Genomic DNA, 21,219 nt, shown 5'->3' with positions numbered 1-21,219 from the left:
TCGGCGTGCGAAGCCGTGTCGATGCGCCGGTTACTGGAGTTCGAGGCGGTGGAGAACCTCCCACCGGTACTCACGGGTCTCCCGGCGCAGCTCCACGAGGTCCACCCCGGTGATCTCCAACGGGACGGGCGGGATCTCCCGGAGCCGGGAGACCTGGTCGATGACCGGTTGAGCCGGCCGGACCGACGGGTTGTAGGCGATGCTCAGGTGCGGCCGGAACGAAGAGGTCCGACGGCCGCCTGGCAGCCCGGCCTCTCGCCCGCAGACGGCCAGCGCAGCGTGAAGTTCCACCAGAGGCCGCCATGGCGCCAGAGTGAAACGGACCGCCCCCTGGGAGCCGGCCAGCGGATGCGCCGCGATCTCGAAGCGCTTCAACCCGTGCTGCCCGACCCGCCGAACCAGCTCCGCCAGCAGCTCCGGGGAGGTGTCTGCGGATTCGCCAATCCGTGCCAGGGTCACGTGCAGACCGTCCGCCGGGACCAGGTCCAGGCCGAGCCCGTCGAGCCCGTCCTGGCACGCGCGGGCCGCTCCGATCAGAGCCGAGTCGTCCGGGAAGGTCAGGAACCAGTACAGCGCGCGCCGCTCCGAGCTCCAGCCCGCCCGGTCCCAGTGATTCTTCATGGTCTCGGTCGCGTCGAACACCGACTGGTCGTGGGCGGTGATCGCTTCCGGGCTGTCCAGGTCGGCGGGAGGCTCGGCCGGGAACGCCCGGCTGTCGGTCAAAAGCACGTGCCAGAACTCCTTGCTAGGTCGTCGCGCTCGCCACGAGCGGGGCCGCGAGAGGACTCGCCTCCCAGGAACGCAGCCGCTCCGCATACTCCCGTACCCCGGCTTCGCCGCGCCAGGCACCAGCCTGCCGCAGCAGTTCGCCGCCCCGCTGGTGGACCGAACGAATCGGGGGCATCCCGCCGGCTTCGATCGCGGTGGTGCCCAGCGCCATGGCCTGCTCGACGTCGGGGCGGTTGCCCTGGAGGTGCGCGGTCGCGAGGTCGAGGCCCACCAGGGCCCGCGTCCAGACCGACTCGGAGGAGGAGACCATCGGCTCGATCTCCTTGGCGAGGGTGAACACCTTCGACGTGTCGCCGAGGGACAGGTGTGCCGTGATCGCGTTCGCGAGCGTGCGGGCCGGGGAGTACGCGCCCAGTGAGATGCAGGAACTCACACCTTCCGGCAGGTCGTCCGCGCGTCCCGTGAGGGCGAGGGCGGCGCCGATCACGTACTCGGCCTCGCGCTTCACCCCGAGGCGGGCAAGTGCGCGGGCCCGCCCGTTGACGAGCGGGCGAATCGCCAGCGGGCTGGTCGGGTCCAGCTCGACCGCCATCCGCGCCGCCTCGTCCGCCTTCCTGTAGTCCTGCTGGTAGTAGAGGCTGAACGACTGCGTGCCGAGCACCCACATCTGCAGCGCGGTGTCCTCGATCTCCACCGCCACGGACATGGCTTCGGCGAGGTAGCCCTCGGCGGATCGCGGCTGACCGCAGTTGACCGACATGTACCCGAGCAGGGCCGAGACCTGCCCGCGCAGCTGCATCGTGCGCTCTCGCTGGCGCAGCGTCTGGCGTCCGCCGAGGAGCAACTGGAGCATGGACCGTAGAAGCAGCGCCTCACGCGTCAACTGCTGGGGCCCGAGCATCTCGTAGTGTTCGACGATCTCGGTGATCTGGCCCGCGGCGAGGGCCAGAAGTGCCGGATCCACGGGTGCAGGCGCCGCTCCGGTGCCCAGCAGGGCACTCGCATCGAAGGGGCTCGCAGCCGAGCCAAGCGCAACGGGCTCCACCTCTTCGAACAGGGCCATCGGCGGCTCATCGAGCATGTCGAACATGTACATCAGGACGCGCACGGTCTCCGGCCTCGGCTCATGCCGGTCGCCTTCACCCATCCACCGGTAGAAGGTCCGACGCGACACCGTCACGAACAGCAGGTCCCGGTTGTCGTCCTTCTGCGCAGCGAGCTTCCGGGCTCTACTCAGTTCGATGTCGAACGTCAGGTACCTTGTCCAACCGTGTTGCTGGCAGAGCTGGGCGATACGCAGCACTTGGACACCTCCCCGCTGAACGGCCGGCCCGCAGGCGGCGAGCAGCGGTCCAGCCTGTACGCGTTGTTACTGCTGGGAACCAGTCCGAGGCCCGTTGAGCGACCGGACTTGGGAAGAGCACGCTCGGACGCATAGCCGCAGGCTGGAGCACTGACATGCTCGCCGCCCCGGCGCTGGGTGATGCAGCCTGCGCCGTGGTCAGGGACGATCGAACCGTCCTGCCTTGGCGCCTGCCAGGAAGTCGTCCCACTCGCCTGCTGCGAAGAGAAGGGGATCTTGGTCAGGGTTCAGCGAGTCACCGGTGCTGACGAGCCCGCGGTCAAGAAACGCGACCCGGAGGCAGTTACTCCCGCCGGTACTTGCCGTCAGCCACGTCGCGCGTTCGAGTTGGTCCTTGACCCAAGCCGGATCAAGGGAGTTCTTCTCTTCTGCTGTGACGATGTCGTCGGAAGCAGGAACAGGGCGGTGGCGCGCGAGATCGTGGGTCACGAGAAGTCCTTGGCGATTTGAGCGAGGAGTTCGAGCGATTCCTTCGGCGGCAATGCGTCCGTCTTCAGGTGATCGCTGGTGGTGTGGTAGTCGGTGACGGTGTCAGGGTCGTTGAGGTGGAGGGCGGTCTTCATGCCTTCGATGGTGACGGAGTCGTGTCCGGTCGGGAACGTCCACGCCATGAACGGGCCGTCGCAGCCGGCATGCGCGCCGCGCGAGAGCGGGATCACCTGGATGGCGACGTTCCTGTACGTCTGGGCCAGCTCGATGAGGTGCAGTGCCTGGGCGCCGGCTGTGGCCCGGCCGCCGACCTCCTGGCGAAGTTGGGCTTCGGTGAGGACCGCCCGGATCCGAAGCGGGGTCCTGCGGGAGAGAGCGGCGTGCCGACTGTTGCGCCGTACCGTGATGAAGCGCTCGATATCCTCGTCGCCCTTCCAAGCACGGCCGGCGACGATCACAGCCAACTCGTAGGCGTCGCACTGGAGCAGGCCGTGGACGGCCACGGGGGACCAGATGAACAGGCTGGATGCGATCTCCAGATTGGCGAGGTAGTCGCCGAGTGGATCGTCGGCGACACCGGGGTAGCGCTGGTGCCAGTCCTGATCGCGGGCGTTCCGGACCATGTCGCGCCAAGCTTCCTGCACCGCAGGATCGGTGATCCCAAGAACCGCGAAGAAGTGCGGGAGTTGTTGCGGCTTGATCCCCTGAGTGCCGTTCTCGATCTTCGAGATGGTGGACGCGGATCCGTATCCGAGTTCGACGGCGGCTTGTTCAACACTCCAGCCGAGGCGCTTGCGGGCAAGCCGGACCTCGCTGGCGAGACGGCGTCGCCTGGGTGTCGGCTCGACGGGCACTGCAGCACCTCCCCTTCTTTAGGAAAGGCTAGCGCTTGGACAGCTGCTCGCATATGCCGGTTCGGCGAAAAGGACAGGGTTTCCTTTCCGACCCTCTTGCCCTTGGTCTGACGTAGCGTCATCATCGGTTCACGGTCGGAAACGGGGCCGCGCGCCAGCCTACGCGGAGAGGCGCCCCCCTTCGGCCCATCGAACCTCGTTACACCACAGCCTGGTTGTTGCTCGCGGGCTCGACCCTGGTGCTACGACGTCGGTTCAACGACGCGGCCGGGGCGGCTCTTCGCGGACTTCCGGGCGGACGGGAGTACACATGGATCAGACAACCGTCTTGGCGGCACTTACTGCTGGTCCGGAGCGGGAGGCCGCGCTCGCGGCGCTGGGCGACGGCCCTCGGGCCATCGACTGTCCGGAGCTCGGCAGCGGACGGCTCGTCTTCACCCGCTACCGGGAGGTGCGCCACCTACTCAGGCATCCGGAGTTCGTCTGCGCGCCGACCGCTGCCGGCCTGCTGGACGAGATCAACCCGGACCTGCGTCCGGCGCTGGAGCCGGTGATGTCCTGGGTGCTCTACGCGGATGCGCCGCAGCACTCGCGGTTGAGGGGCCTGTTGGCGCGCGCGTTCGCTCCGCGCCGCATCGCCGCCTTGGAACCGCAGATTGCGGTGATGGCAGATGCGTTGGTCTCGCGGTTCGTGATGGCCGGCGGAGGTGACGTGGTGCGCAGCGTCGCGGAGCCCCTGCCGGTCCACACGATCTGCGCATTGCTCGGCATTCCGGAAGGCGATCGGGAGCTCGTCAAGGGCTGGTCCGACGACGTCATCCTGCTGACTGAGCCGACCCTCACCGACGGCCAGGAGAAGCGGCTCGCCGGCGCATGGGCGGGCCTGTGGGACTACTTCAGTGGGCTCGTCGAGCGACGCCGCAGCCATGCGTCCGCCGACATCGTCTCGGCCTTGGTGGAGGTGGAGGAGCAGGGTGAACGCCTCACGCTCGAAGAAGCCGTCTCCAACCTGATCGCTCTGCTGATCGGCGGCCACGAGACAACGACCGGTCTGATCGGCGCGGTCCTCCGGGCGATCGCCGGTCACCCGGGGGAGGCCCGGGCGGCAGCCGGGTCGGCGGAGTCCGTCGGAGGCTTCGTCGAGGAGGTCCTGCGCCTGGACGGCCCGGCGCTCATTACCGCCCGTACGGCTGCGGAGGACTGCGAGGTTCTCGGCATCCCGGTGGCGGCGGGCCGTCGCCTGGTCCTGCTCCAGGCGTCCGCGAACCGTGACCCGGAGGTGTTCGAGGACCCGCGGGAGTTCCGTCCCGGTCGGCGGAACCCGCACGTCGCCTTCGGCTACGGCCCGCACGCCTGTTTCGGTGCCGCGCTGGCCCGCATGGAGGCCGCCGCAGTGCTGCGTGCCGTCGCTCGGTGGGGTTGCCGGCTCCATGCGGAGGACGGAGCGGTCTGGAAACCCTCGCAGGTGATCCGCTCCGCCACCTTCCTGCCGATGCGCGTCGAGCGGGAGGCGGACCGGTGATCCTTACCGGCGAGGCGATCCGGCGGTTCATCGGCCGGGGTGAGATCGTCTTCTCCCCGTACGACCGGGCCGGCGTCAACCCGAACAGCATCAACTACCACCTGGGCCGGGAGCTCAAGATCTACGACGATGCTGCCGGCACCTGGACGGGCGTCGAGCTGCCGGAGGACGGGTTCGAGCTGGAGCCGCATCGCATGTACCTCGGGCACACCGAGGAGGTGATCGGCAGCAGCCTGTTCGCGATGCGGCTGATCGGATGCAGCAGCAACGGCCGCCGCGGACTGTTTCTCCAGCTGTCGGCCGACCTGGGCCACACCACGTCCTGTCACCGCTGGACGCTGGAGATCGTCGCGGCCCTACCAATGCGGATCTACCCGGGCATGGTCGCGGGCCAGGTCTCCTTCTGGCACAACACCGGGATCATCCAACCCACTCCGGCGACCTACGCCCTCTTCAACCACGCCTGCGAGTCCCAGCCGCCGATGATCGGAGCGCCGTCGTGATCCTCACCGGACCCCAGATCGCCCGGGAAGTCGAACAGGGCCGCATCAGGATCGACCCGTTCGACCCGGCCCGGTGCACCACCAACAGCTACGACCTGACGATGGGCAGCCTGGTCGGCGTCTACCTCGACGAGGTCCTGGACCCGAGGCACGAGCCCGAGGTCGAGTACCGCGAGATCCCGTCGACCGGGTACCGCCTGGAGCGCGGCGACTTCGTCCTGGGCCACACCGTCGAACGCTTCGGCAGCGACGCGCTCGTGCCCATCGTGCACGCCAAGTCCGGGTTCGCCCGCCGCGGGACGTTCGCCCACTGCACCGCCGACCTCATCGACCTCGGCTTCTACGGCCGCTCCACCCTCCAGCTGTACGCCACGCTCCCGACGCTCCTGTACCCCGGCATGCCCGTGGCGCAGGTCAGCTTCTGGCAAACGTTCGGGGAGATCGACCAGCTGTACGCCGGGAAGTACCAGGGCGCGGACGGCCCGGTGCCCTCGCGGAGCCACCTCGACGCCTGGGCGGTGGCCGCCCGTGGCTGACAACGGCTTCGAGCCCATCCGCCGCGGATCCGCCTGCCCGTTCGCCGCCCGGGCCCGCACCGAGGCCGCTCCCGCCTACCCGGGGACCGAGCCGTTCGAGGCCGGCCTGGCCGCCGGGCCCGTCCTGGTCGACTTCGCGCGCCGTGTCGAGGACGAGGAACTCGACGGCCTGGTCCTCCAACTCACCGACCCCGGCCTCGGCGCCACCCTCGACGCCGTCGCCACCACCGTCCGGAAGACCGTCACCGGCCTGCTGGCCGCGACCGGCGCCGACCCGGCCGCCGAACTCGCGCTCGCGGGTGCCGACGGCTGGTGGCTGCGGCTGGCCGGCATCCGCTGGTTCCTCGTCGTCTTCGCCCCCTGCTATCCCGACACCTCCCCACGCTCCACTCGAGGCTCGGCCTCCACCTTCCTCCTCCTCCAGCCCGTCCACACCTTCGACCGGCACGCCACCCCCAAGGGCACAGTCATCGCGCCCGCCGTCCGGGAGCGCATCCGCGACGCCCACCACGCCGCCGGCACCCCCTACGACTCCGAGCTCGCCCAAGGGACGACCGAGGCAGCCAAGTTCGTCGCCGCACTCGGCCCCGGTGAACCGCCCGTCACCTGGTGGCGCCCCCGCCCGACCGAACCGGAGAGGACATGACCACCACCAGCCTCGCCACCCTGGCCGACGCCATCGCCGCCACGCACGGCTCCACCGCACCCACGACGTGGGACGCGCCCACCGAACTGCTCAGCGCCGCCGCCGTGCTGTTCACCACCCACCCCGCCGACGGCACCGACGAACTCCTGGCCGGCATCGCCCGCCTTCTCGCTCACGGCCCCCACCCCGCCGTCACCCTCCACGCCGACCCGCCCGCCCGGGGCCCACGCGAACGGGACATCCTCCACCACACCCTCGCCACCGCCGCCGGGCCCGGCCGACCGCCCTGGCCCCACGGCCCCGCCGACCCCGCCCGCCTGGCCGCCACCGCCCACGCGCTCACCGCCACCATCCCCTGCCGCCTGACCGCCCTGCGCGCCGCCGCGGTCCTCCACCTCCTGCACCTGCTCCCCGACACCGACGAACACCTCCACCGCGACCTGATCCGCCGCACCGCCTGGCTCCTCGACCCCCGAACCGACGACCCGGTCACCCTGCTGCTGACCCTCACCGCCCCCGACGACCCGCTCGCCCCGACCCCCCATAGCCGAACCCGAACCCGTGAACACCCCCCGGAGCCGCTCCCGCTCGCCGACTGGGACCTCTGGCCGGCTCCCGACCAAGTCCTCACCCTGTCCGGGCGCATCACCGCGGTCCGCGCGCACAGCCACGTCGTCTTCGCCGACCTCACCTGGGACCGCCACAGCGCCCAGCTCGCCTTCGACCCCGCCGCCGCCCTGCACGCCGGCGACCTCGTCGCCGCCAGAGGCACCTGCTCCACCAGCCGCACAGGCCGCCCGACCCTGTTCGTCCGCCACCTAGAGCGCCACGAGCCCGGTGCCCCACCACCGTTACCGGGCGCCGCCCCCCTCACTGCGCTCCTCGGCCCGCTCCGCGCGCACCTCGCCGCAGCCGACTTCCGCGAAACCATGAGCCCCGTCCTCACCGACGGATTCTTCGGCGGTGCAGCACGGCCGTTCACCACCTGGGCGCACGCCGCCGGACGCCGCCAGTACCTGCGCGTCACCACCGAACTCGACCTGCTCGCCGTCATCGCGGCCGGCACCACCCGCTGCTACGAGATCGGCCCGAGCTTCCGCAACGAGGGACAACGCGGCCGGTCCGCAGCCGAGTTCGTGATGCTGGAGGCGTACGCCGCCGACCTCACCCTCAACCAGGCCACCGTCTACCTCGCCGACCTCGTCACCGCCACCACGGGCATCACCGCGCCGCTGGCCCGCCGCACCTTCGACGACGCCTTCGCCGAGATCACCGGAATCCACCCCGCCGACACCACCGCCGTCCGGGCCCTCGCCGCAGAGCGCACCCCGTACACCGCCGAGCACACCGACGACCCCGACCGCCTCGCCCGGCGCCTGTGGCGCCACAGCGTCCGGCAGCACCTGCGCGGCCTGACCGCGATCACCCACATCCCCGGCCCCGCCTCCCCCCTGATCGCCGGCGCCGGCCGCCAGGCCCACCGCACCTGGCTCTACGCCGACGGCCTCGAACTCGCCGAGATCGCCGCCAACGAACGTGACCCCCACCGGATGGCCGCCGCCTTCGCCACCCAGTTCACGGCCGACCGCCACCTCGCCCACCGCACCTACCAGCAGGTCATCGACCTGTACGACAGCGCACTACCCCCGTGCGTCGGCTTCGGCATGAGCGTCACCCGCCTGGCCGGCCTGCACCCCGCCCCCGTACCGGCCCAGCGCCGCACCCCCGCCCGTACCACCGAAAGGACCCCATGACCATCACGACCACATGGCCCCTGCCTACGGCGCCCCGGTCCGCCGACGCCGTCCGGGCCGCCAGCTACCCCGACTTCGTCGCCATGACCAACCAGACCAACGTTATGCCCGGCGCCCACGCCACGCTGAACACCTGGGCCCTGCACTCCCGCCTCGGCCCCCAGCACCACCTCCTCGACGCCGCGTGCACCACCGGCTTCACGAGCCGCGAACTCGCCCGCCTCACCGGCTGCACCGCCACCGGGTTCGACCTCAGCCACGACTCGGTCGCCCTCGCCCGCTACAACCACCGCCTCCTCGACCCCACCCTCCGCCTCACCTACCACCAGGCCGACGGCACCACCTACCGGCCCGAACACACCTTCAGCCACATCGCCGTCGGAGCCGCCCTCGGCTTCTTCCCCGACCCGCCCGCCATGGCGACGCGACTGCTCGGCTTCCTCGACGACGGCGGATACGTCCTCGCCGCCCCGTTCTGGTCCCCCGAGCCCCTCCCCGACCACGCCGCAGCCGTCCGCCGCGAGGTCTTCGGCATCACCAGCCCCATGGAGACCCGCGACCAGGCCCTCGCCCTGTTCGCCGGACTCGACGTCCTCCACCAGGCCGACCACACCCTCACCCCCGAACCCGCCGACGCCATCGAGCACTACTGCCGCTCCACCATCGACCGCGCGTGCGAGCAGAGCGGCAACACCGACCCCGCCGTCCGCGCCGCCATGACCGAACGCCTCCGCGAGATCAAGCACGCCACCAACACCCTGCGCGCCCACCAGCGCTACACCGTGCTGGTCCTGCGCTACGACGCCCGCGCCTACCCGAACCGCTACGTCGAACTCTTCTGACCGCCCGCCGGAGAAAGGCCCCGACCGTGTTCGTCTTCGTCAACGGCCCCTTCGGTGTCGGCAAGAGCACCACTACCGCCCTGCTCGCTGAACAGCTGCCCCAGGCCCTGGTCATCAACCCCGAAGCCATCGGCCACATGCTCTGGGCCCAGCTCCCCGAGGCCCTGCGCACCGAGGAGTTCGAGCTGGAACCGCTCTGGCCACCCCTCACCCACTGCATGCTCGACCAGGCCGCCCGGGCCTACGACCGCCCGGTCATCGTCCCGATGACCATCGCCCGCCACACCGTCTTCGACAAGATCGTCCGCCCCCTGCACGAGGCAGGCCACCACGTGCACCACTTCACCCTGCTCGCCCCGCCCACCGTCATCCGCGCCCGCCTGCGCGAGCGCGGCGAAGGCCCGGACAAGTGGGGCCCGCTCAGCTGGGAGGGCAACCAGGTCGAACGCTGCCTCGAAGCCCTGCGACAACCGGCCTTCGCCGAGCACATCGACACCGCACACCGCCCGGCCGCCGAGGTCGCCGACGAGATCCTCACCCGCACCGGACTCCGACCCGCAGCCTGACCCGACGCCGACGGCCGGGCCGGAGCAACACGCTCCGGCCCGGCCGACGGCCGCCTGTGCGAGAAGACCGGCGACCACGGCCCCGGCCTCCCGCACTACGCGACGGTCAGCAGCGACCGGATCCGCTCCGCCCCGAGCGCCAGCAGCAGGGTGGGCAGCCGCGGACCGGTGTCCCGCCCCACCAGCAGCTCGTACAGCAGCACGAAAAGCTCCCGCTGCGCCACCTTCAGCTCCGGCGACGCCGGAGCATCCAGCGGAAGACCAGCCTGGACCTTCGGCACCCCGTACACCAGCGACGTCAGCCCATCGAGCGACCAGTGCCCGTCCAAGCCGTCCAGCAGCAGTTTCAGCGCTTCCCGCTTCGCCGCCGGCAGCTGCTCCAGCCGCTCCCGGTCCGGCTCCGTGCGCACCTGGGTCCGGTCCTCGGCCGGGACGTAGGTACTGACCCACGCCTGCGCGCGGTCCAGCCGGGGCCGGGCCTCGTCCAGGCCCGCCAGCGGCTCCTCGACGGTGAAGTCCCGCAGGATACGAAGAGTCTGCTCCGGGTCGCCGGCCGCGACGTCCGCCACCGAGGCCAGCGTACGGAAAGGCAGCGGGCGGGGCGTGGTCGGAAGCGGACCGGACGCCGGGCCCACCGAACGGGCCCGCACCGCCGCCTCAAGGTCCGTTGCCGTACCCGAGGCCACCTTGCGGCCGAGCGCGTCCCACTCGTCGTAGACCCGCAGGATCTCCGCGTCCAGCGCGATCTGGAACGACTGCCGCGGCTGACGCCGGTTGTAGAGCCAGCGAAGCACCGCAGGCTCCAGCACCTCCAAGATGTCGATCGGGGTGGGCACGCCACCCTTCGAACTGCTCATCTTGGCCATGCCACTGATCCCGACGAAGCTGTACCCGAGGTAGGACGGGGGAAGCCCGTCGAAGACCTCGCGCACCACCTGCGACCCGACCGTGAAGGACGACCCGGGAGAGGAGTGGTCGACACCGCCGGCCTCGAAGGTCACACCCTCGAAGGCCCAGCGCATCGGCCAGTCCACCTTCCAGACCAGCTTTCCGCCATCGGTCTCGGCCAGCGCGAATCCGCCTCCGTGGCCGCACTCGCACCGATATTCCATGGCCGTACTGGCGTCGTCGAAGCTGGTGACCGTTGTGGAGTCCCGGCCGCAGATCTCGCAGTACGGCCGGTACGGGTAGTAGCCCCCGGTGCCGCCGGCAGCCACGTCCTCCTCGTCCTGCTCCACCTCCACGTCGGTCTTCTTCGTCCGGTACCGCCCGAGGACGTCGTCGATCTGCTGCCGGTGACGCATCGCGTGCACGACCTGCTCGCGGTAGGCCCCGGATTTGTACATCTGCGTCTGGCTGATCTCGTCGACCTCGACGCCGAGTTGGGCGAGGGCCGAACGGAGTGGGGCCTTGAAGTGTTCCGCCCAGCTGTCGTGTTCGCCGCAGGGGTCGGGTACCACGGTCAGGGGTCGTCCGATGTGCTCGGCGAAGCTGGCCGGGACGCCGGCCGGCACCTTTCGGAGCCGGTCGTAGTCGTCCCAGGACAGCAGGTGCCTACACTCCAGCCCCCGTCGCCGAATCTCGTCCGCCACGAAGTGCGGAACCATGATCTCGCGAAGATTTCCCAAGTGCACCGGCCCGGACGGACTAATTCCGGATGCGCACACCAGTGGAGCTCCGCCACGGCGTTTGCCCTCGGCGATCACTTGGTCCGCAGCGGCGACCACCCAATCGCTCTGTTGCTTCACGCCCATGTCAAGTCCTCCGGCTGATGGGAATTCAGGTGGTCATAGATTAGAGCCGAAATCAGCTGATCCGAACCACAACGCGACAGTGCGTTACTGCCAGCAGGTCTCCCCACGACCGCAGCCACACGACACCGGCGGACATGCCCTGGGCAACAGCCAGAGGGAGGGTGAAGCGCTACCATCCGCGCAGTGTGATCAAGGTCGCTCGGAGTTAGCTTCACTTGCGGACGGTTCGCGGCTATGGTCCGTCGTCCCTCCGGTCGGGGCAGGCCTGGCCGAGGAACGAGGAGGTCCCCCTGCGCGTCCACCGCAGCCCGCACCCGTCCCGCTTCGTGATCATCCCGAACGCTCTGGCGCAGAACCGCGCGATCTCGTACACGGCGAAGGGTCTGTTCGTCGACCTGATCTCGCGGCCGGAGGAGTGGCGGGAGACCTGTCGGCAGATGGCGGACTCCAGCCCGCAGGGCCGGAAGTCGGTTGAGGACGCGCTCGACGAGCTTCGGGCGTGGGGGTACTACCGGGTGGACGTGGTGAGGCTGTCGAACGGTCGACTCCGCTCGGAGGCCCATCTTTTCGACGTGCCGCAGCGGCCGATGCTGCCGGGTGCCGACATGCCGGCGTCCGGTGAGCCGGAGTGCGGTGATCCTGACGCCCTTCTTGGAAAGAACCTGGTGAAAGACCCCTCCCTCCCAGTCGCCAAGGAGCTGCAGGCGGAGGAGCCGCGCGGATCGCTGGCTGAGGAGGAGCAGGGAGGGCGGGAGGACGAACCCGACTCCCGCACAACCGCCAACGGCGGGGAGGAGGCCGACGAGCACACCCGGGCGGCGGCTGTGGTCCTCCTGCGGGCGGTCCGGCCCGAGCGCAGACTGCCGCTCGGGGAGGCCGAGGCGGTGGCGCTCGCTCCGCTGGTGCGGGCGTGGCTGGACCGTGGTGGCTCGGAGGAGGGGCTGCGTGAGGCGCTGCTGGCTGGTCTGCCCGGCGTGATCTACTCGCCGGCCAGGGTGGTGCAGAGCCGTCTGGAGCGCAAGATGCCGCCGTCGCAGCGCCTGGACGGGCCGCCGTCTCCGCGCCGACGACCTGCGGAGTGCGCGGAGTGCCGGGATCCGCTGCCGGAGCCGGGCCTGTGCCCGGCGTGCGCGGGGACTCGCCGCCAGGGCGGTCCGGACGAGGCGCGGGCACGGGTGACGGCCAGGGGGCTGGCCAAGGTCCGGGCCGCGATGGCCACCGGGACGGCCGAGGCCGCGTAGGCCCCGCCGTCGGGCGCGTGAGCGGACCGGTGGACCGTGCTGACCTGGGCGAACGCTTGCGGCCCCGTGTGGGCCCGGTGTGGCCTGTGTGCGGGGGCGAGGGGGATTCCCTGCCCCCGCACATGCGGGCACCCTAGACGTGCACCGGCAGGGTGACGAGGCCCCGGACCAGCCGGGACTGCCGCCAGACGAGCTGGTCGGCCGGGACGGCCAGCCGAAGGCCGGGGGAGTGTGCCAAGAGGACGGAGAGCACGATCTCGACCTCCGCGCTGGCCAGCGGGGCGCCGAGGCAGCGGTGGATGCCGTGGCCGAAGGCGAGGTGGCTGGCGGCGTTCGCGCGGCCGAGGTCGAGCCGGTCGGGGTCGGGGAACTTCGCCGGATCGCGGTTGGCCGCGCCTGGGCAGATGAAGACCGGGCTGCCGCCGGGCACGGTGGTCCCGGCGAGTTCCACTTCCTCGGGTGCCCATCGCCACGTGGCGATGCTGACTGGGGAGTCGTACCGCAGCAGCTCGTCGACGGCGCCGGCGACGCAGTGCGGGCTCGTGCGTAGATGTGCCAGCTCGGCGGGGTGCTGGAGCAGGGCCAGCACGGAGGTGCCGATCGCCGCGGTGGTGGTCTCGTGGCCGGCGACCAGCAGCAGCACGGCGAGCGAGAGCAGCTCGTCCTCGCTCAGCCGGTCTTCGTCCTGGTCGTGGACCGTGATCAGGTCGGAGAGCAGTGAGTGGTCCGGGTGGGTGCGCTTGGCCTCGATCAGCTCGGCCATGTAGCCGGCCAGGGCGTGGGAGGCCCCGTCGATGCGGGCGTGGTCACCGGTGGCGAACAGGTCGGTCGACCAGGAGCGGATCGAGTCCCGGTCGGTCTTCGGCACGCCGAGGAGCTGGCAGATCACGGTGACCGGCAGCGGGCCGGCCAGCTCCTCGACGAGGTCGACCTCGCTTCCCGACTCCCACATCCCGACCAACTGCTCGGCGAGGGAACGGATGTAGGGGCGTAGTCCGTCGATCCGCGCCGGAGTGAGCGCCTTCGTCACCAGCCGCCGGAGCCGGGTGTGCTCTGGCGGATCGGCTGCGAGCATCGTGCGTGCCACGGCTGGGTGCAGAGACCGGCCGGATGGCTTGTCGGCGAAGTACGCGCCGGTGTCCTTCGACAGCGGGGCAGTGAATGCCTGACGAGCCTCGTCGTAGCCGGTGACGACGGTCGCGGTGGTGGCACCGTCCAACGACACTTGCAGGACGGGAGAAGCCGTGCGCAGGGCGGCGTAGGCGGGGTAGCGGTCGGCGTAGAACGCCGGGTCGGCGAAGGGGGAGGAAGCCATTGTCGATCCCTATGCCGTTTCAAGCGCCGTCTGCCGCTGGGCAGCTACGGCGGTGCGGACGATGTCATTGGTCGCGTACTGCTGGGAGACCGAGCGTAGCCACAGCGCCTCGGCTCGAAGGTCTCCCGCGCGAGCGGACTCGCCGGTCGCTTGCGGCGCCGGGTCGTCATGGGGCCGAGCGGCGGCGCGGGCTGCCTCGATCGCTGCGGCGACGATGGCCGCCTCGACGATTGCGGCGCCGGTTTCGGTGCCGCTCTGCCCGCGGCGTGCGACGGCCTCGGCGGCCAGCCGCTCGATCGCGCGGGACCGGTAGGCGTCCAGGTCGAGGATGCCGTCGCAGACCTCGACGACCCTGCGGTGCAGGAGAAGGTCGGATTCAGCGGACCCACCGATCGTCTTCAGGACCACGCTGGGGGAGACCTCGGTCAGATCGCGCCACAGAGGGAGCAGGTCGTCCGCCGTCTTCCGCTCCCAACGGCGACGGAGAAGCTGCGTCACTGGCCACAGCACGGCCGGGAGGGTAAGGCCGATCGTGATGAGCAGGACGCTGACAGCCGGCGCGGTGACACTGAAGGCGCACGACACCGGGGTGAACATGCCCGTGCACCGGGGGCCGCCAGGAATGACGTTCCAGCCGAAAAGGGCACCAGCGGTGTTGACGGTCTTGTAGGCGGCGTAGACGAGGGCGAAGAGGCAGCCCAAGGCCGTAATGCGCAGGCCGAGACGCTGGCTGGTTCGGGTCGCAGCCCTGGAGCGAGTCCACGTCTGGGTGAGGCAGTCGTAGACGGCGTATCCGAGGTAGGCGATGTACGCCGCGGAATAGACGTGCAGGGAAGTGGGCACGGCGTTGAGCCCGCCTCGAATTTCGACGGAGCTCCACACCATGGTGCGAGGGGTGAGCACGAAGGCGATGGCCATGGTGACGACGGCCAGGGCCAGTAGCCGGAGCCGCTGGTGGACCCGGCGCCGAGCGTCGGCTGGATCATGGTTGAGGTAGATGAGTACGGCGGAGACGCTGGCGGCCGCGGAGAGGGTCGCGGAGTTGCTCACCAATCGGGAGAAGTCCAGTGCCAACGCATCTTCCACTGCCCGGATCGTCGGTTGGTACGCACTGAAGGCCACGGCGAAGCACCCGAGGAGCGAGGACAGGCACAGGGTGCCGGCGGGGCGCTGGCCCGGACGGCGCCTGAACGCCCAGTAGAGCGAGGCTGCGAGCAGCAGCACAGGCATGCCGCCGAAAATGACGCTGATCATGGGTGTAATTCCTTGAGGTCAAGCAAAGAGCGCGTCCCAACGCTCGTTGGCGCCGCTGGGACTCGAAGCGGGGAGGACAGTCCCGCGGTACATGCGCTGGATGATGAGGGTGGCGGTCAGCTCGGCCTCTTCCTCCTCCGCCGTCTCGTAGGACGTTCGGGCGGAGATGCCGAGAACTGACCAGTCGATCATTTCAGCCAATTCCTCGTCGGGTGGAATATCGGCAAGCCGAACCGACCCTTCGTGGCCGCAGAGGATATGGCCGAGTTCATGGGCGATGATTTGGCTTCGGTGGAGCGGTGATGCATTTCTCTCGAAGGAGATGACCTCGCGGTCCGAATAGCGTTCCCGGAGGCCGCAGAAGTTGCCCTTCATGTCTCTCGGCTCGACGTGGATGGGTCGGCCGATCAACGTGGAGACCGCCTGGATGAGCTCCTCTTCGCCGAAGCGGTGAGGCAGCAGTGACAGCAGCTCACCGAGCCGGTCCTGGCAGGCTGCATACACAATCCCCCTCCTGAAATGATCAAGGAAGCAGTCCGTGATCATGGCTCGCGGACTGGATCGCCGTTGTGACGAGGAGGATCGTATGCGTAACCGCGAAGATCGTTGTCGCCCGCCGCGAGGTGCGGATGCCGGATTTCGTTTCATGTCGCTACGGAACGTGTGCGATGTGCATCAAGCAACCTCTGGGAAAGCTGCTGATTCCGGGGGTTGGAAAGGTGACTGAGTGTTAGTTCATCACCGAAAGTGAGTCGCCGTACTCGCGGCAGGCGATCTCGTGATCTGCGTCTCAGTTGTCGAATCTGCGCCCTGCTGACCGCATTTCGGGATCTGGGCTGCGAGCGGGTTGTTCGGGGCAGCAAAATGCGCACAGACTCGAGCCCGAGTCTATGCGCATAGATATTGTTCAAAAATAAAGTGCCTCGATGGCGGCCGGAGGCTCAGTTTGACTCGGACTCCGCGTCTAGCCCCTGGGACCTTCGCGCCACCGTGATCATGTCGGCGACGAGCTTACGGTTCGCCGGGTTGAGATCCTTGCTGCGCAGCGCAATCGACTCGATGCCGGCGTCCCGCATCGCGTTGTGGAGGTCGCGGTCGGCCAGCACCTCGTCGAGCGGCTTCGAGCTCACCCAGATGTCCGGCGGCGCGTCGAAGAACTTTGCGACGGCGACGAGAGTGTTGATCTTGGGGTTGTCGTTCCCGCCGGCCTTCATCCCCTTGAGCGTGCTCTCGCTGACGCCCGTGCCGGTCGCGATCTCGGGGATCGAATAGGGCCCCCGCCCCTGGGGGTGGCGGTGGTCCAGCAGATAGTTGAAGGTCGCGGCGATCCGCGCCACGCCCTCTCTCGCGGCCTCGGTCATCGGTGCTCCCTCGTGTCAGATCGTCCCACGCGGACACTTTAGTGCCCGATGGTGCCCGGATGCACATTTCGATCGACAGTTAACTGTCCTCAAGGGCGACTTTTTGGTGTACGTTGATCGCACCCGACGGACAGTTAACTGTCGATTGCCTGGTCAGGGGGTGTGTTCGGCCCCTGCGGCACGGTGAACGGCGGAGACGGGAACGGGCAGCAGATCGCTGCGCGGGCCGCGTCCACGGGCCGTCCTCGGCGGGCGTTCAGGAGATTGCAGCTCCCGGATGCCCACCCGCCGAGGGCGCGGATCACGTCCGAAGCAGCCGGCCAGCCTGTTCCACCACGCGGCCGATCTGCTCCACCTGCCCAGGAGTCTCCCATGTCCACCTACACGGGTACAGCCGGGTCGCCGTTGCGACCGGCCAGCACCGAGATCGCCACCGCCTCGGCCTCCTTCGTCGAGATCCTCGCCGGCCTCCTTAACCCGGGCGCCGCCGTCGTGCGCCTGGACCCCGGATCGGGCGGCTACCCCCGCACTGCGGGCGTGTTCGACGCCCAGGGCCAGGCCGTGCCCCAGCCGCTCGCCTACCGGCAGGCCGCTGCCCGCTGGATCGTCCAGTGCTTCCCCGGCCTCGACACCCGCAACGCCCACGAGCTGGACCTCACCACCGGACGCCTGACCGCCGTGGCCGCTGTCGCCACCCCGATCGCGGCCTGACCCGGGAACACCCCGAAGGCCCGATCACCCCGACCAAGAGGCAGAGCCTCTACGACGTCGGGTGACCAGCCCTGCCCCGATCGACGGGGCGAGGCCGTGCTGCCGCGCCCCGAGCGAGGCACTGCTCTCCCGACCGGTGACGCGCCGTCGAAGCTCTTCCGCCGCGCACCGTGTTCACCGCACCCGCCGCCGCACCCCGACAGCCCCCAGGGTGCTGGCCGCCGTGCCCAGCGAATCCAGGACTCCCGTGCCCAGTTCCCCCCTGCCCGCCTGCGCCGCCGAAGCGCAGAACCAGGGGACGGCGACAGGCGGCCCCGGCCTGCTCGTCCCCGACCCCGCCCAGTGGATATCCACCACCACCGGCCGGATCGCGCCGGACACCTACACCTGGTTGCAGGCCGTCCACTGGGTGTCCGACTCCCAGGCCCACACCCCGGCCCGCTCCCACGGTCCGCAGTTCGGCCGAACCACGCTCCGTATCGCCCAGCTCCTCGCCCAGCTCACCCCGTGCAGACCCGGCGTCGGCTACCTCGTGCGGATGCTCAAGCTCTCTGAGCGCACCGTGCAGTACCACCTGTCCATCCTCCGCGAGTGCGGCCTGCTCAGCTACACCGCCAAGGGCAGCCGTGTGCGCCAGGTGGGTGGCAGGGCCAGCGAGTTCGTCCGCACCATCCCCGTGCGGTTCGACGAGGCCCTCGGCCTGCGGACCGCCGAGTCTGAGAGCTACATCCGCAAGGTCGTGGGCGTCGGCACCGACGAGGGCCGTCGCGCCCTTGCCCAGCTGGGCAAGAAGGCCAGCCGCACGGTCCGCAGGGTCAAGCGGCGCAGCGCCAAGAAGGCCGGCAGCCGTCCCTCGTCGGCTTCCTCCCGTTGCACCCCAATGGGGGTCGGTGCTGTCACTTCTTCTCCTGCAGCACCTACCAACAATCCCTCTGAGGACGACTTCGGGAACGGGAACGACCAGCAGCACCAGGGGGAACGGAAGGGCCGTCGGCGGCTGAATCAGGTCGGTCGCCGCTACCAGCTCGGCCTCGAACTCGTCCAGCAGGTCACCTGGCTCAGCGGCAGCCCGGTGCCCCGGGTCGCCTGGGCCGTGCGCCACCTCGCCGACGCCGGGTGGACCGCCCACCAGGTCATCGCCGTGCTCGCCCAGCGGACCCCGGCCACCCGGATCCACCGGCCGGTGGGTTTCCTCACCGCCCGCCTGGCCGGAGCCGAGCTGCTCTACGACACCGAGGCCAAGCGCGACGCGATCGTGGCCTGGTGGCGCGACTCGCCGCAGGCGACTCGGGACCGGCACGCCGAGTGGGCCGGCACCTGGCAGGCGCCGCGCAGCACCGCGGTCCGGAGCCTCTTCCGGCACGCCTGGGCGAGAGCAGGGGAGACCGGCCGCCCGCCGCTGGCCGTCTTCGACGAGCAGCCCACCAGCGAGGAACACCGAGAGGCCCGCACCGCGGCGTGGCGCCAGTACCTCAGCGGCAGACCCGCCCTGGTCACCTCCGCCCTGGCCATCGCCGGCCGGGAGCAGGCGGAGCAGATCTACGGGCACGACCTCGTCTCGCGCGTTCTCCGCCTCCGCGCCACCTCCAGCCACCTCCGAACAGGAGCAGCACGATGAACGACCACCAGCCCGCCACCGGGATCGACCTCGCCCGGCTCGCCCTCCGCCGAGCCCGCGCCGACGCCGCCAAGCGCTCCGACAGCATGGTGAAGACCCGGACCACCGGGTGGACGGCCGGGCCCCGGCGCGGCCGGGTCGACCCGGTGGGCCTCGGCGCGGCCCTGTCCGACCTGATGGTCCAGCACGCCTGGCATGAGCCGCTGGCCGGCGGCGGGCTGCTCGACCTGTGGCCGGCCGCCGTCGGTGAACTCGCCAACCACGTCACCGCGGTGAGCTTCGACCACCAGGCAGGCCGCCTCGACGTCCGTGCCGAGTCCCCGGCGTACGCGACGCACGTCCGCACCCTCGCGCCGGCGCTCGTCGCAACGCTCAACCAGGCCAACGGAGAAACGATCCTGCGCAGCATCCGAGTGCTGGGTGCCCACCGAGCCCAGGCCGCTGCGGAAGCCCGACCGGCCGCCCGGAACCAGGCACCCGCGCCGGAACCCAAGATCAAGACCCGGGCGGACGCCTCGCCCGGCTACCTGCGGGCCCTGGCCCAGCTCCAGGCCAGCCGCCCGAGCGCACCCACGGACTCCAGGACGAGCCCGGCGGTCGACCGGCGGATCAGAACGCTGGCCAGAGAGACGGCGCCCCGTCTCTCCGGCACCCGCCCGCGCTAGCCACCGACAGGCCGGCGCGACCGACCCCGGTCGCGCCGACCCGCCCCCGAACCGCCGCGCCCCCGCAGCGGACCCACCCGGAGAACCAACCCCGTGTCCACCATCACCTCGATCGCCACCCGCCGCGACCACACCTGGGTGCAGCGCGCCGCCTGCGCCGGCACCGGCGCCCCTGACTCCTTCTACCCCCTGCCCGACCAGGCCGAGGAGACCCGGGCCGCCAAGGCCCTGTGCGGCAGCTGCCCCGTCAGCGATGAGTGCCTCACCGAAGCACTGGAGAGCAACGACCGCTACGGGATCCGCGGCGGACTCGTCGAGAGCGAGCGGATCGTGCTGCACCGCCTGAGCACCGTCGGCCGCTGGGAGGAGGACCGCGTCGTCGCCGCTCTCAACGGCCGACCGGTCCACCTCTCCCGGCAGGAGAAGCACTCCGTCTGCGCGGTCGCCGCCATCCTCGACCTCGACCTGCGGATCTGGGCCCCGGTTCTCGGCATCGGCCGCAAGCGCGCCCTCACCCGAGTACGCGAGGCCCGCACCCAGCTCGACGCGCAGCCCTTCCTGCTCCGGCGCGAGCAGCGCATCGCCGCCGCGTTCAGCCCGGAGGCCACGGCGGTGGCGGCATGACCAACACCGGCAACATACCGAGCAGCATGTCCCGATGGGACAAGGCCGCGATCGGCGTGATGGGCGCGGTCGGCGGAACCCTGAGCTACGACGCCTTGCAACAGATGGCTATGGCCATGCACGTGCGCCCCGAATTGAGCTACCTCTTCCCCGTCGCGATCGACGGGTTCATCGCGTACGGCGTGCGGGCGCTGGTCGTGCTGAAGGAGGCGCCGCTGCGGGCCCGCGCCTACACCTGGTCGGTGTTCGGCGGAGCCACGGCCACCAGCGTCTGGGCCAACTGGACCCACGCCGTGCGCCTGAACGAGACGGCGGCTGGCCAGGGATTCCACCTGACCAACACCGCTGTCGGCGCGCTCAGCACCATCGCCCCGCTGGTGCTCGGCGGCGCCACCCACCTGTACATCGTCATGTCGCGGCACACCTCTTCTGCCGCGCAGGTCAGCGAGGCGGCCGATGGGGAGACCGAGAAGAACCGGACGGCTCGAACTGACCGGAGCGAGCCGTCCACGGTCCGGTCCTGGTGGTCTACCCGTTTCCGCCGCACCCGCGCCGAAACTCAGGAACTCGATCACTCGGCGGCCCTCGCCGAACAACCGCGTCTCCGACTGATCAGCGGTCCGTCCGGTCCGGTGCCGTCCGGTCCGGTGCCGGGGTCGGGTCCGTCTGGTCCGGTCGGTGGTTCGGGTTTGTCCGGTCCGGTGCTCGCGTCGGGTCCGTCCGGTCCGGTGCCGGAGTCGGGTCCGTCTGGTCCGGTCGGTGGTCCGGGCTCGTCCGGTCCGGTGCCGTCCGGTCCGGGTCCGTCCGGTCCGGTGTCGGGGTCGGGTCCGTCCGGTCCGGGTCCGTCCGGTCCGGTGCCGGAGTCGGGTCCGTCTGGTCCGGTCGGTGGTCCGGGCTCGTCCGGTCCGGTGCCGTCCGGTCCGGGTCCGTCC

Annotated in this window: 22 protein-coding genes; 13 read left to right on the top strand and 9 right to left on the bottom strand. The window is 70.4% G+C overall.

The genetic code is table 11. The features are described from left to right. Window positions 1-30 precede the first annotated feature (30 nt). The 4 genes from ACFXHB_RS28375 to ACFXHB_RS28360 form a co-directional block, all read right to left on the bottom strand. Window positions 31-729, bottom strand: a complete 699-nt coding sequence (locus tag ACFXHB_RS28375) for a 2'-5' RNA ligase family protein (RefSeq protein WP_380577502.1) — start codon at window positions 727-729, stop codon at window positions 31-33. A gap of 16 nt (window positions 730-745) precedes the next feature. Further along, on the bottom strand, window positions 746-2,032 hold the full coding sequence (locus ACFXHB_RS28370; RefSeq protein ID WP_380577501.1) for a hypothetical protein: 1,287 nt from the start codon (window positions 2,030-2,032) through the stop codon (window positions 746-748). 198 nt (window positions 2,033-2,230) lie between these two features. Continuing rightward, on the bottom strand, window positions 2,231-2,521 hold the full coding sequence (locus tag ACFXHB_RS28365; RefSeq protein WP_380577500.1) for a DUF397 domain-containing protein: 291 nt from the start codon (window positions 2,519-2,521) through the stop codon (window positions 2,231-2,233). Then, window positions 2,518-3,375 carry a Scr1 family TA system antitoxin-like transcriptional regulator gene (locus tag ACFXHB_RS28360; protein WP_380577499.1) on the bottom strand — a complete coding sequence of 286 codons (858 nt, stop codon included), beginning with the start codon at window positions 3,373-3,375 and terminating at the stop codon, window positions 2,518-2,520. Before ACFXHB_RS28360 ends, ACFXHB_RS28365 begins: the two co-directional genes overlap by 4 nt. Before the next feature lie 310 nt (window positions 3,376-3,685). Here ACFXHB_RS28360 and ACFXHB_RS28355 point away from each other — a divergent pair, with 310 nt between their 5' ends. From ACFXHB_RS28355 to ACFXHB_RS28325, 7 genes are read left to right on the top strand one after another with little or no spacing between them, the layout of a single operon-like run. Then, a complete protein-coding gene (locus tag ACFXHB_RS28355) occupies window positions 3,686-4,897 on the top strand; it encodes a cytochrome P450 (protein ID WP_380577498.1) in 1,212 nt (403 codons plus the stop codon). Next, window positions 4,894-5,400 carry a deoxycytidine deaminase gene (locus ACFXHB_RS28350; protein ID WP_380577497.1) on the top strand — a complete coding sequence of 169 codons (507 nt, stop codon included), beginning with the start codon at window positions 4,894-4,896 and terminating at the stop codon, window positions 5,398-5,400. The genes ACFXHB_RS28355 and ACFXHB_RS28350 overlap by 4 nt, the downstream gene beginning before the upstream one ends. Next, window positions 5,397-5,936, top strand: coding sequence for a dCTP deaminase (dcd, locus tag ACFXHB_RS28345; RefSeq protein ID WP_380577496.1), 540 nt, complete (start codon window positions 5,397-5,399; stop codon window positions 5,934-5,936). The genes ACFXHB_RS28350 and dcd overlap by 4 nt, the downstream gene beginning before the upstream one ends. Further along, a complete protein-coding gene (locus ACFXHB_RS28340) occupies window positions 5,929-6,582 on the top strand; it encodes a hypothetical protein (RefSeq protein WP_380577495.1) in 654 nt (217 codons plus the stop codon). Before dcd ends, ACFXHB_RS28340 begins: the two co-directional genes overlap by 8 nt. Next, a complete protein-coding gene (locus tag ACFXHB_RS28335; RefSeq protein WP_380577494.1) occupies window positions 6,579-8,336 on the top strand; it encodes an amino acid--tRNA ligase-related protein in 1,758 nt (585 codons plus the stop codon). Before ACFXHB_RS28340 ends, ACFXHB_RS28335 begins: the two co-directional genes overlap by 4 nt. Next, window positions 8,333-9,178, top strand: coding sequence for a class I SAM-dependent methyltransferase (locus ACFXHB_RS28330; RefSeq protein ID WP_380577492.1), 846 nt, complete (start codon window positions 8,333-8,335; stop codon window positions 9,176-9,178). Before ACFXHB_RS28335 ends, ACFXHB_RS28330 begins: the two co-directional genes overlap by 4 nt. A 26-nt stretch (window positions 9,179-9,204) precedes the next feature. Beyond that, window positions 9,205-9,744, top strand: a complete 540-nt coding sequence (locus ACFXHB_RS28325; RefSeq protein WP_380577491.1) for an AAA family ATPase — start codon at window positions 9,205-9,207, stop codon at window positions 9,742-9,744. Window positions 9,745-9,839: 95 nt separating this feature from the next. Here ACFXHB_RS28325 and lysS read toward each other — a convergent pair whose 3' ends face one another. After that, window positions 9,840-11,498, bottom strand: coding sequence for a lysine--tRNA ligase (gene lysS / locus ACFXHB_RS28320; RefSeq protein WP_380577490.1), 1,659 nt, complete (start codon window positions 11,496-11,498; stop codon window positions 9,840-9,842). A gap of 326 nt (window positions 11,499-11,824) precedes the next feature. Between lysS and ACFXHB_RS28315 the strand changes: the two genes are divergently transcribed. Next, window positions 11,825-12,739, top strand: a complete 915-nt coding sequence (locus ACFXHB_RS28315; protein WP_380577489.1) for a hypothetical protein — start codon at window positions 11,825-11,827, stop codon at window positions 12,737-12,739. 133 nt (window positions 12,740-12,872) lie between these two features. Here ACFXHB_RS28315 and ACFXHB_RS28310 read toward each other — a convergent pair whose 3' ends face one another. The 4 genes from ACFXHB_RS28310 to ACFXHB_RS28295 all read right to left on the bottom strand — a co-directional run bounded on the left by ACFXHB_RS28310 (window position 12,873) and on the right by ACFXHB_RS28295 (window position 16,669). Further along, window positions 12,873-14,054: a cytochrome P450 gene (locus ACFXHB_RS28310; RefSeq protein ID WP_380577488.1), complete on the bottom strand. Its 1,182-nt coding sequence runs from the start codon at window positions 14,052-14,054 to the stop codon at window positions 12,873-12,875. A gap of 9 nt (window positions 14,055-14,063) precedes the next feature. Further along, window positions 14,064-15,308 carry an MAB_1171c family putative transporter gene (locus ACFXHB_RS28305; protein WP_380577487.1) on the bottom strand — a complete coding sequence of 415 codons (1,245 nt, stop codon included), beginning with the start codon at window positions 15,306-15,308 and terminating at the stop codon, window positions 14,064-14,066. An 18-nt stretch (window positions 15,309-15,326) separates the two neighbouring features. Then, the gene (locus ACFXHB_RS28300) at window positions 15,327-15,854 is read right to left on the bottom strand and encodes an ImmA/IrrE family metallo-endopeptidase (RefSeq protein ID WP_380577486.1); all 528 of its coding nucleotides are present in this window, start codon (window positions 15,852-15,854) and stop codon (window positions 15,327-15,329) included. A gap of 395 nt (window positions 15,855-16,249) precedes the next feature. Continuing rightward, window positions 16,250-16,669, bottom strand: a complete 420-nt coding sequence (locus ACFXHB_RS28295) for a hypothetical protein (protein ID WP_380577485.1) — start codon at window positions 16,667-16,669, stop codon at window positions 16,250-16,252. A 372-nt stretch (window positions 16,670-17,041) separates the two neighbouring features. Between ACFXHB_RS28295 and ACFXHB_RS28290 the strand changes: the two genes are divergently transcribed. From ACFXHB_RS28290 to ACFXHB_RS28270, 5 genes are all read left to right on the top strand, one after another. Then, the gene (locus ACFXHB_RS28290; protein WP_380577484.1) at window positions 17,042-17,380 is read left to right on the top strand and encodes a hypothetical protein; all 339 of its coding nucleotides are present in this window, start codon (window positions 17,042-17,044) and stop codon (window positions 17,378-17,380) included. 247 nt (window positions 17,381-17,627) lie between these two features. Beyond that, window positions 17,628-18,998 (top strand): winged helix-turn-helix domain-containing protein, encoded by a 1,371-nt coding sequence (locus ACFXHB_RS28285; protein ID WP_380577483.1) that lies wholly within the window; start codon window positions 17,628-17,630, stop codon window positions 18,996-18,998. After that, on the top strand, window positions 18,995-19,663 hold the full coding sequence (locus tag ACFXHB_RS28280; RefSeq protein ID WP_380577482.1) for a DciA family protein: 669 nt from the start codon (window positions 18,995-18,997) through the stop codon (window positions 19,661-19,663). The genes ACFXHB_RS28285 and ACFXHB_RS28280 overlap by 4 nt, the downstream gene beginning before the upstream one ends. 93 nt (window positions 19,664-19,756) lie before the next feature. After that, complete coding sequence (locus ACFXHB_RS28275; RefSeq protein WP_380577481.1) at window positions 19,757-20,287, top strand: WhiB family transcriptional regulator; 531 nt, start codon at window positions 19,757-19,759, stop codon at window positions 20,285-20,287. After that, the coding region (locus ACFXHB_RS28270) for a DUF2637 domain-containing protein (protein WP_380577480.1) at window positions 20,284-21,219 on the top strand (936 nt) is incomplete at its 3' end. The genes ACFXHB_RS28275 and ACFXHB_RS28270, both read left to right, overlap by 4 nt.

Source organism: Kitasatospora sp. NPDC059327 (assembly GCF_042752535.1).
Classification (GTDB): domain Bacteria; phylum Actinomycetota; class Actinomycetes; order Streptomycetales; family Streptomycetaceae; genus Kitasatospora.
The sequence above is the reverse complement of the archived record's forward strand: the minus strand, read 5'-3'. Positions and strand labels throughout refer to the sequence as shown.

What these genes read in the sequence shown, in the direction of transcription:
- ACFXHB_RS28305 (WP_380577487.1), bottom strand. Translation starts at nt 15,308, where the DNA reads ATGATCAGCGTCATTTTCGGCGGCATGCCTGTGCTGCTGCTCGCAGCC.
- ACFXHB_RS28335 (WP_380577494.1), top strand. Translation starts at nt 6,579, where the DNA reads ATGACCACCACCAGCCTCGCCACCCTGGCCGACGCCATCGCCGCCACG.
- ACFXHB_RS28280 (WP_380577482.1), top strand. Translation starts at nt 18,995, where the DNA reads ATGAACGACCACCAGCCCGCCACCGGGATCGACCTCGCCCGGCTCGCC.
- ACFXHB_RS28300 (WP_380577486.1), bottom strand. Translation starts at nt 15,854, where the DNA reads ATGATCACGGACTGCTTCCTTGATCATTTCAGGAGGGGGATTGTGTAT.
- ACFXHB_RS28310 (WP_380577488.1), bottom strand. Translation starts at nt 14,054, where the DNA reads ATGGCTTCCTCCCCCTTCGCCGACCCGGCGTTCTACGCCGACCGCTAC.
- ACFXHB_RS28295 (WP_380577485.1), bottom strand. Translation starts at nt 16,669, where the DNA reads ATGACCGAGGCCGCGAGAGAGGGCGTGGCGCGGATCGCCGCGACCTTC.
- lysS (WP_380577490.1), bottom strand. Translation starts at nt 11,498, where the DNA reads ATGGGCGTGAAGCAACAGAGCGATTGGGTGGTCGCCGCTGCGGACCAA.
- ACFXHB_RS28290 (WP_380577484.1), top strand. Translation starts at nt 17,042, where the DNA reads ATGTCCACCTACACGGGTACAGCCGGGTCGCCGTTGCGACCGGCCAGC.
- ACFXHB_RS28330 (WP_380577492.1), top strand. Translation starts at nt 8,333, where the DNA reads ATGACCATCACGACCACATGGCCCCTGCCTACGGCGCCCCGGTCCGCC.
- ACFXHB_RS28355 (WP_380577498.1), top strand. Translation starts at nt 3,686, where the DNA reads ATGGATCAGACAACCGTCTTGGCGGCACTTACTGCTGGTCCGGAGCGG.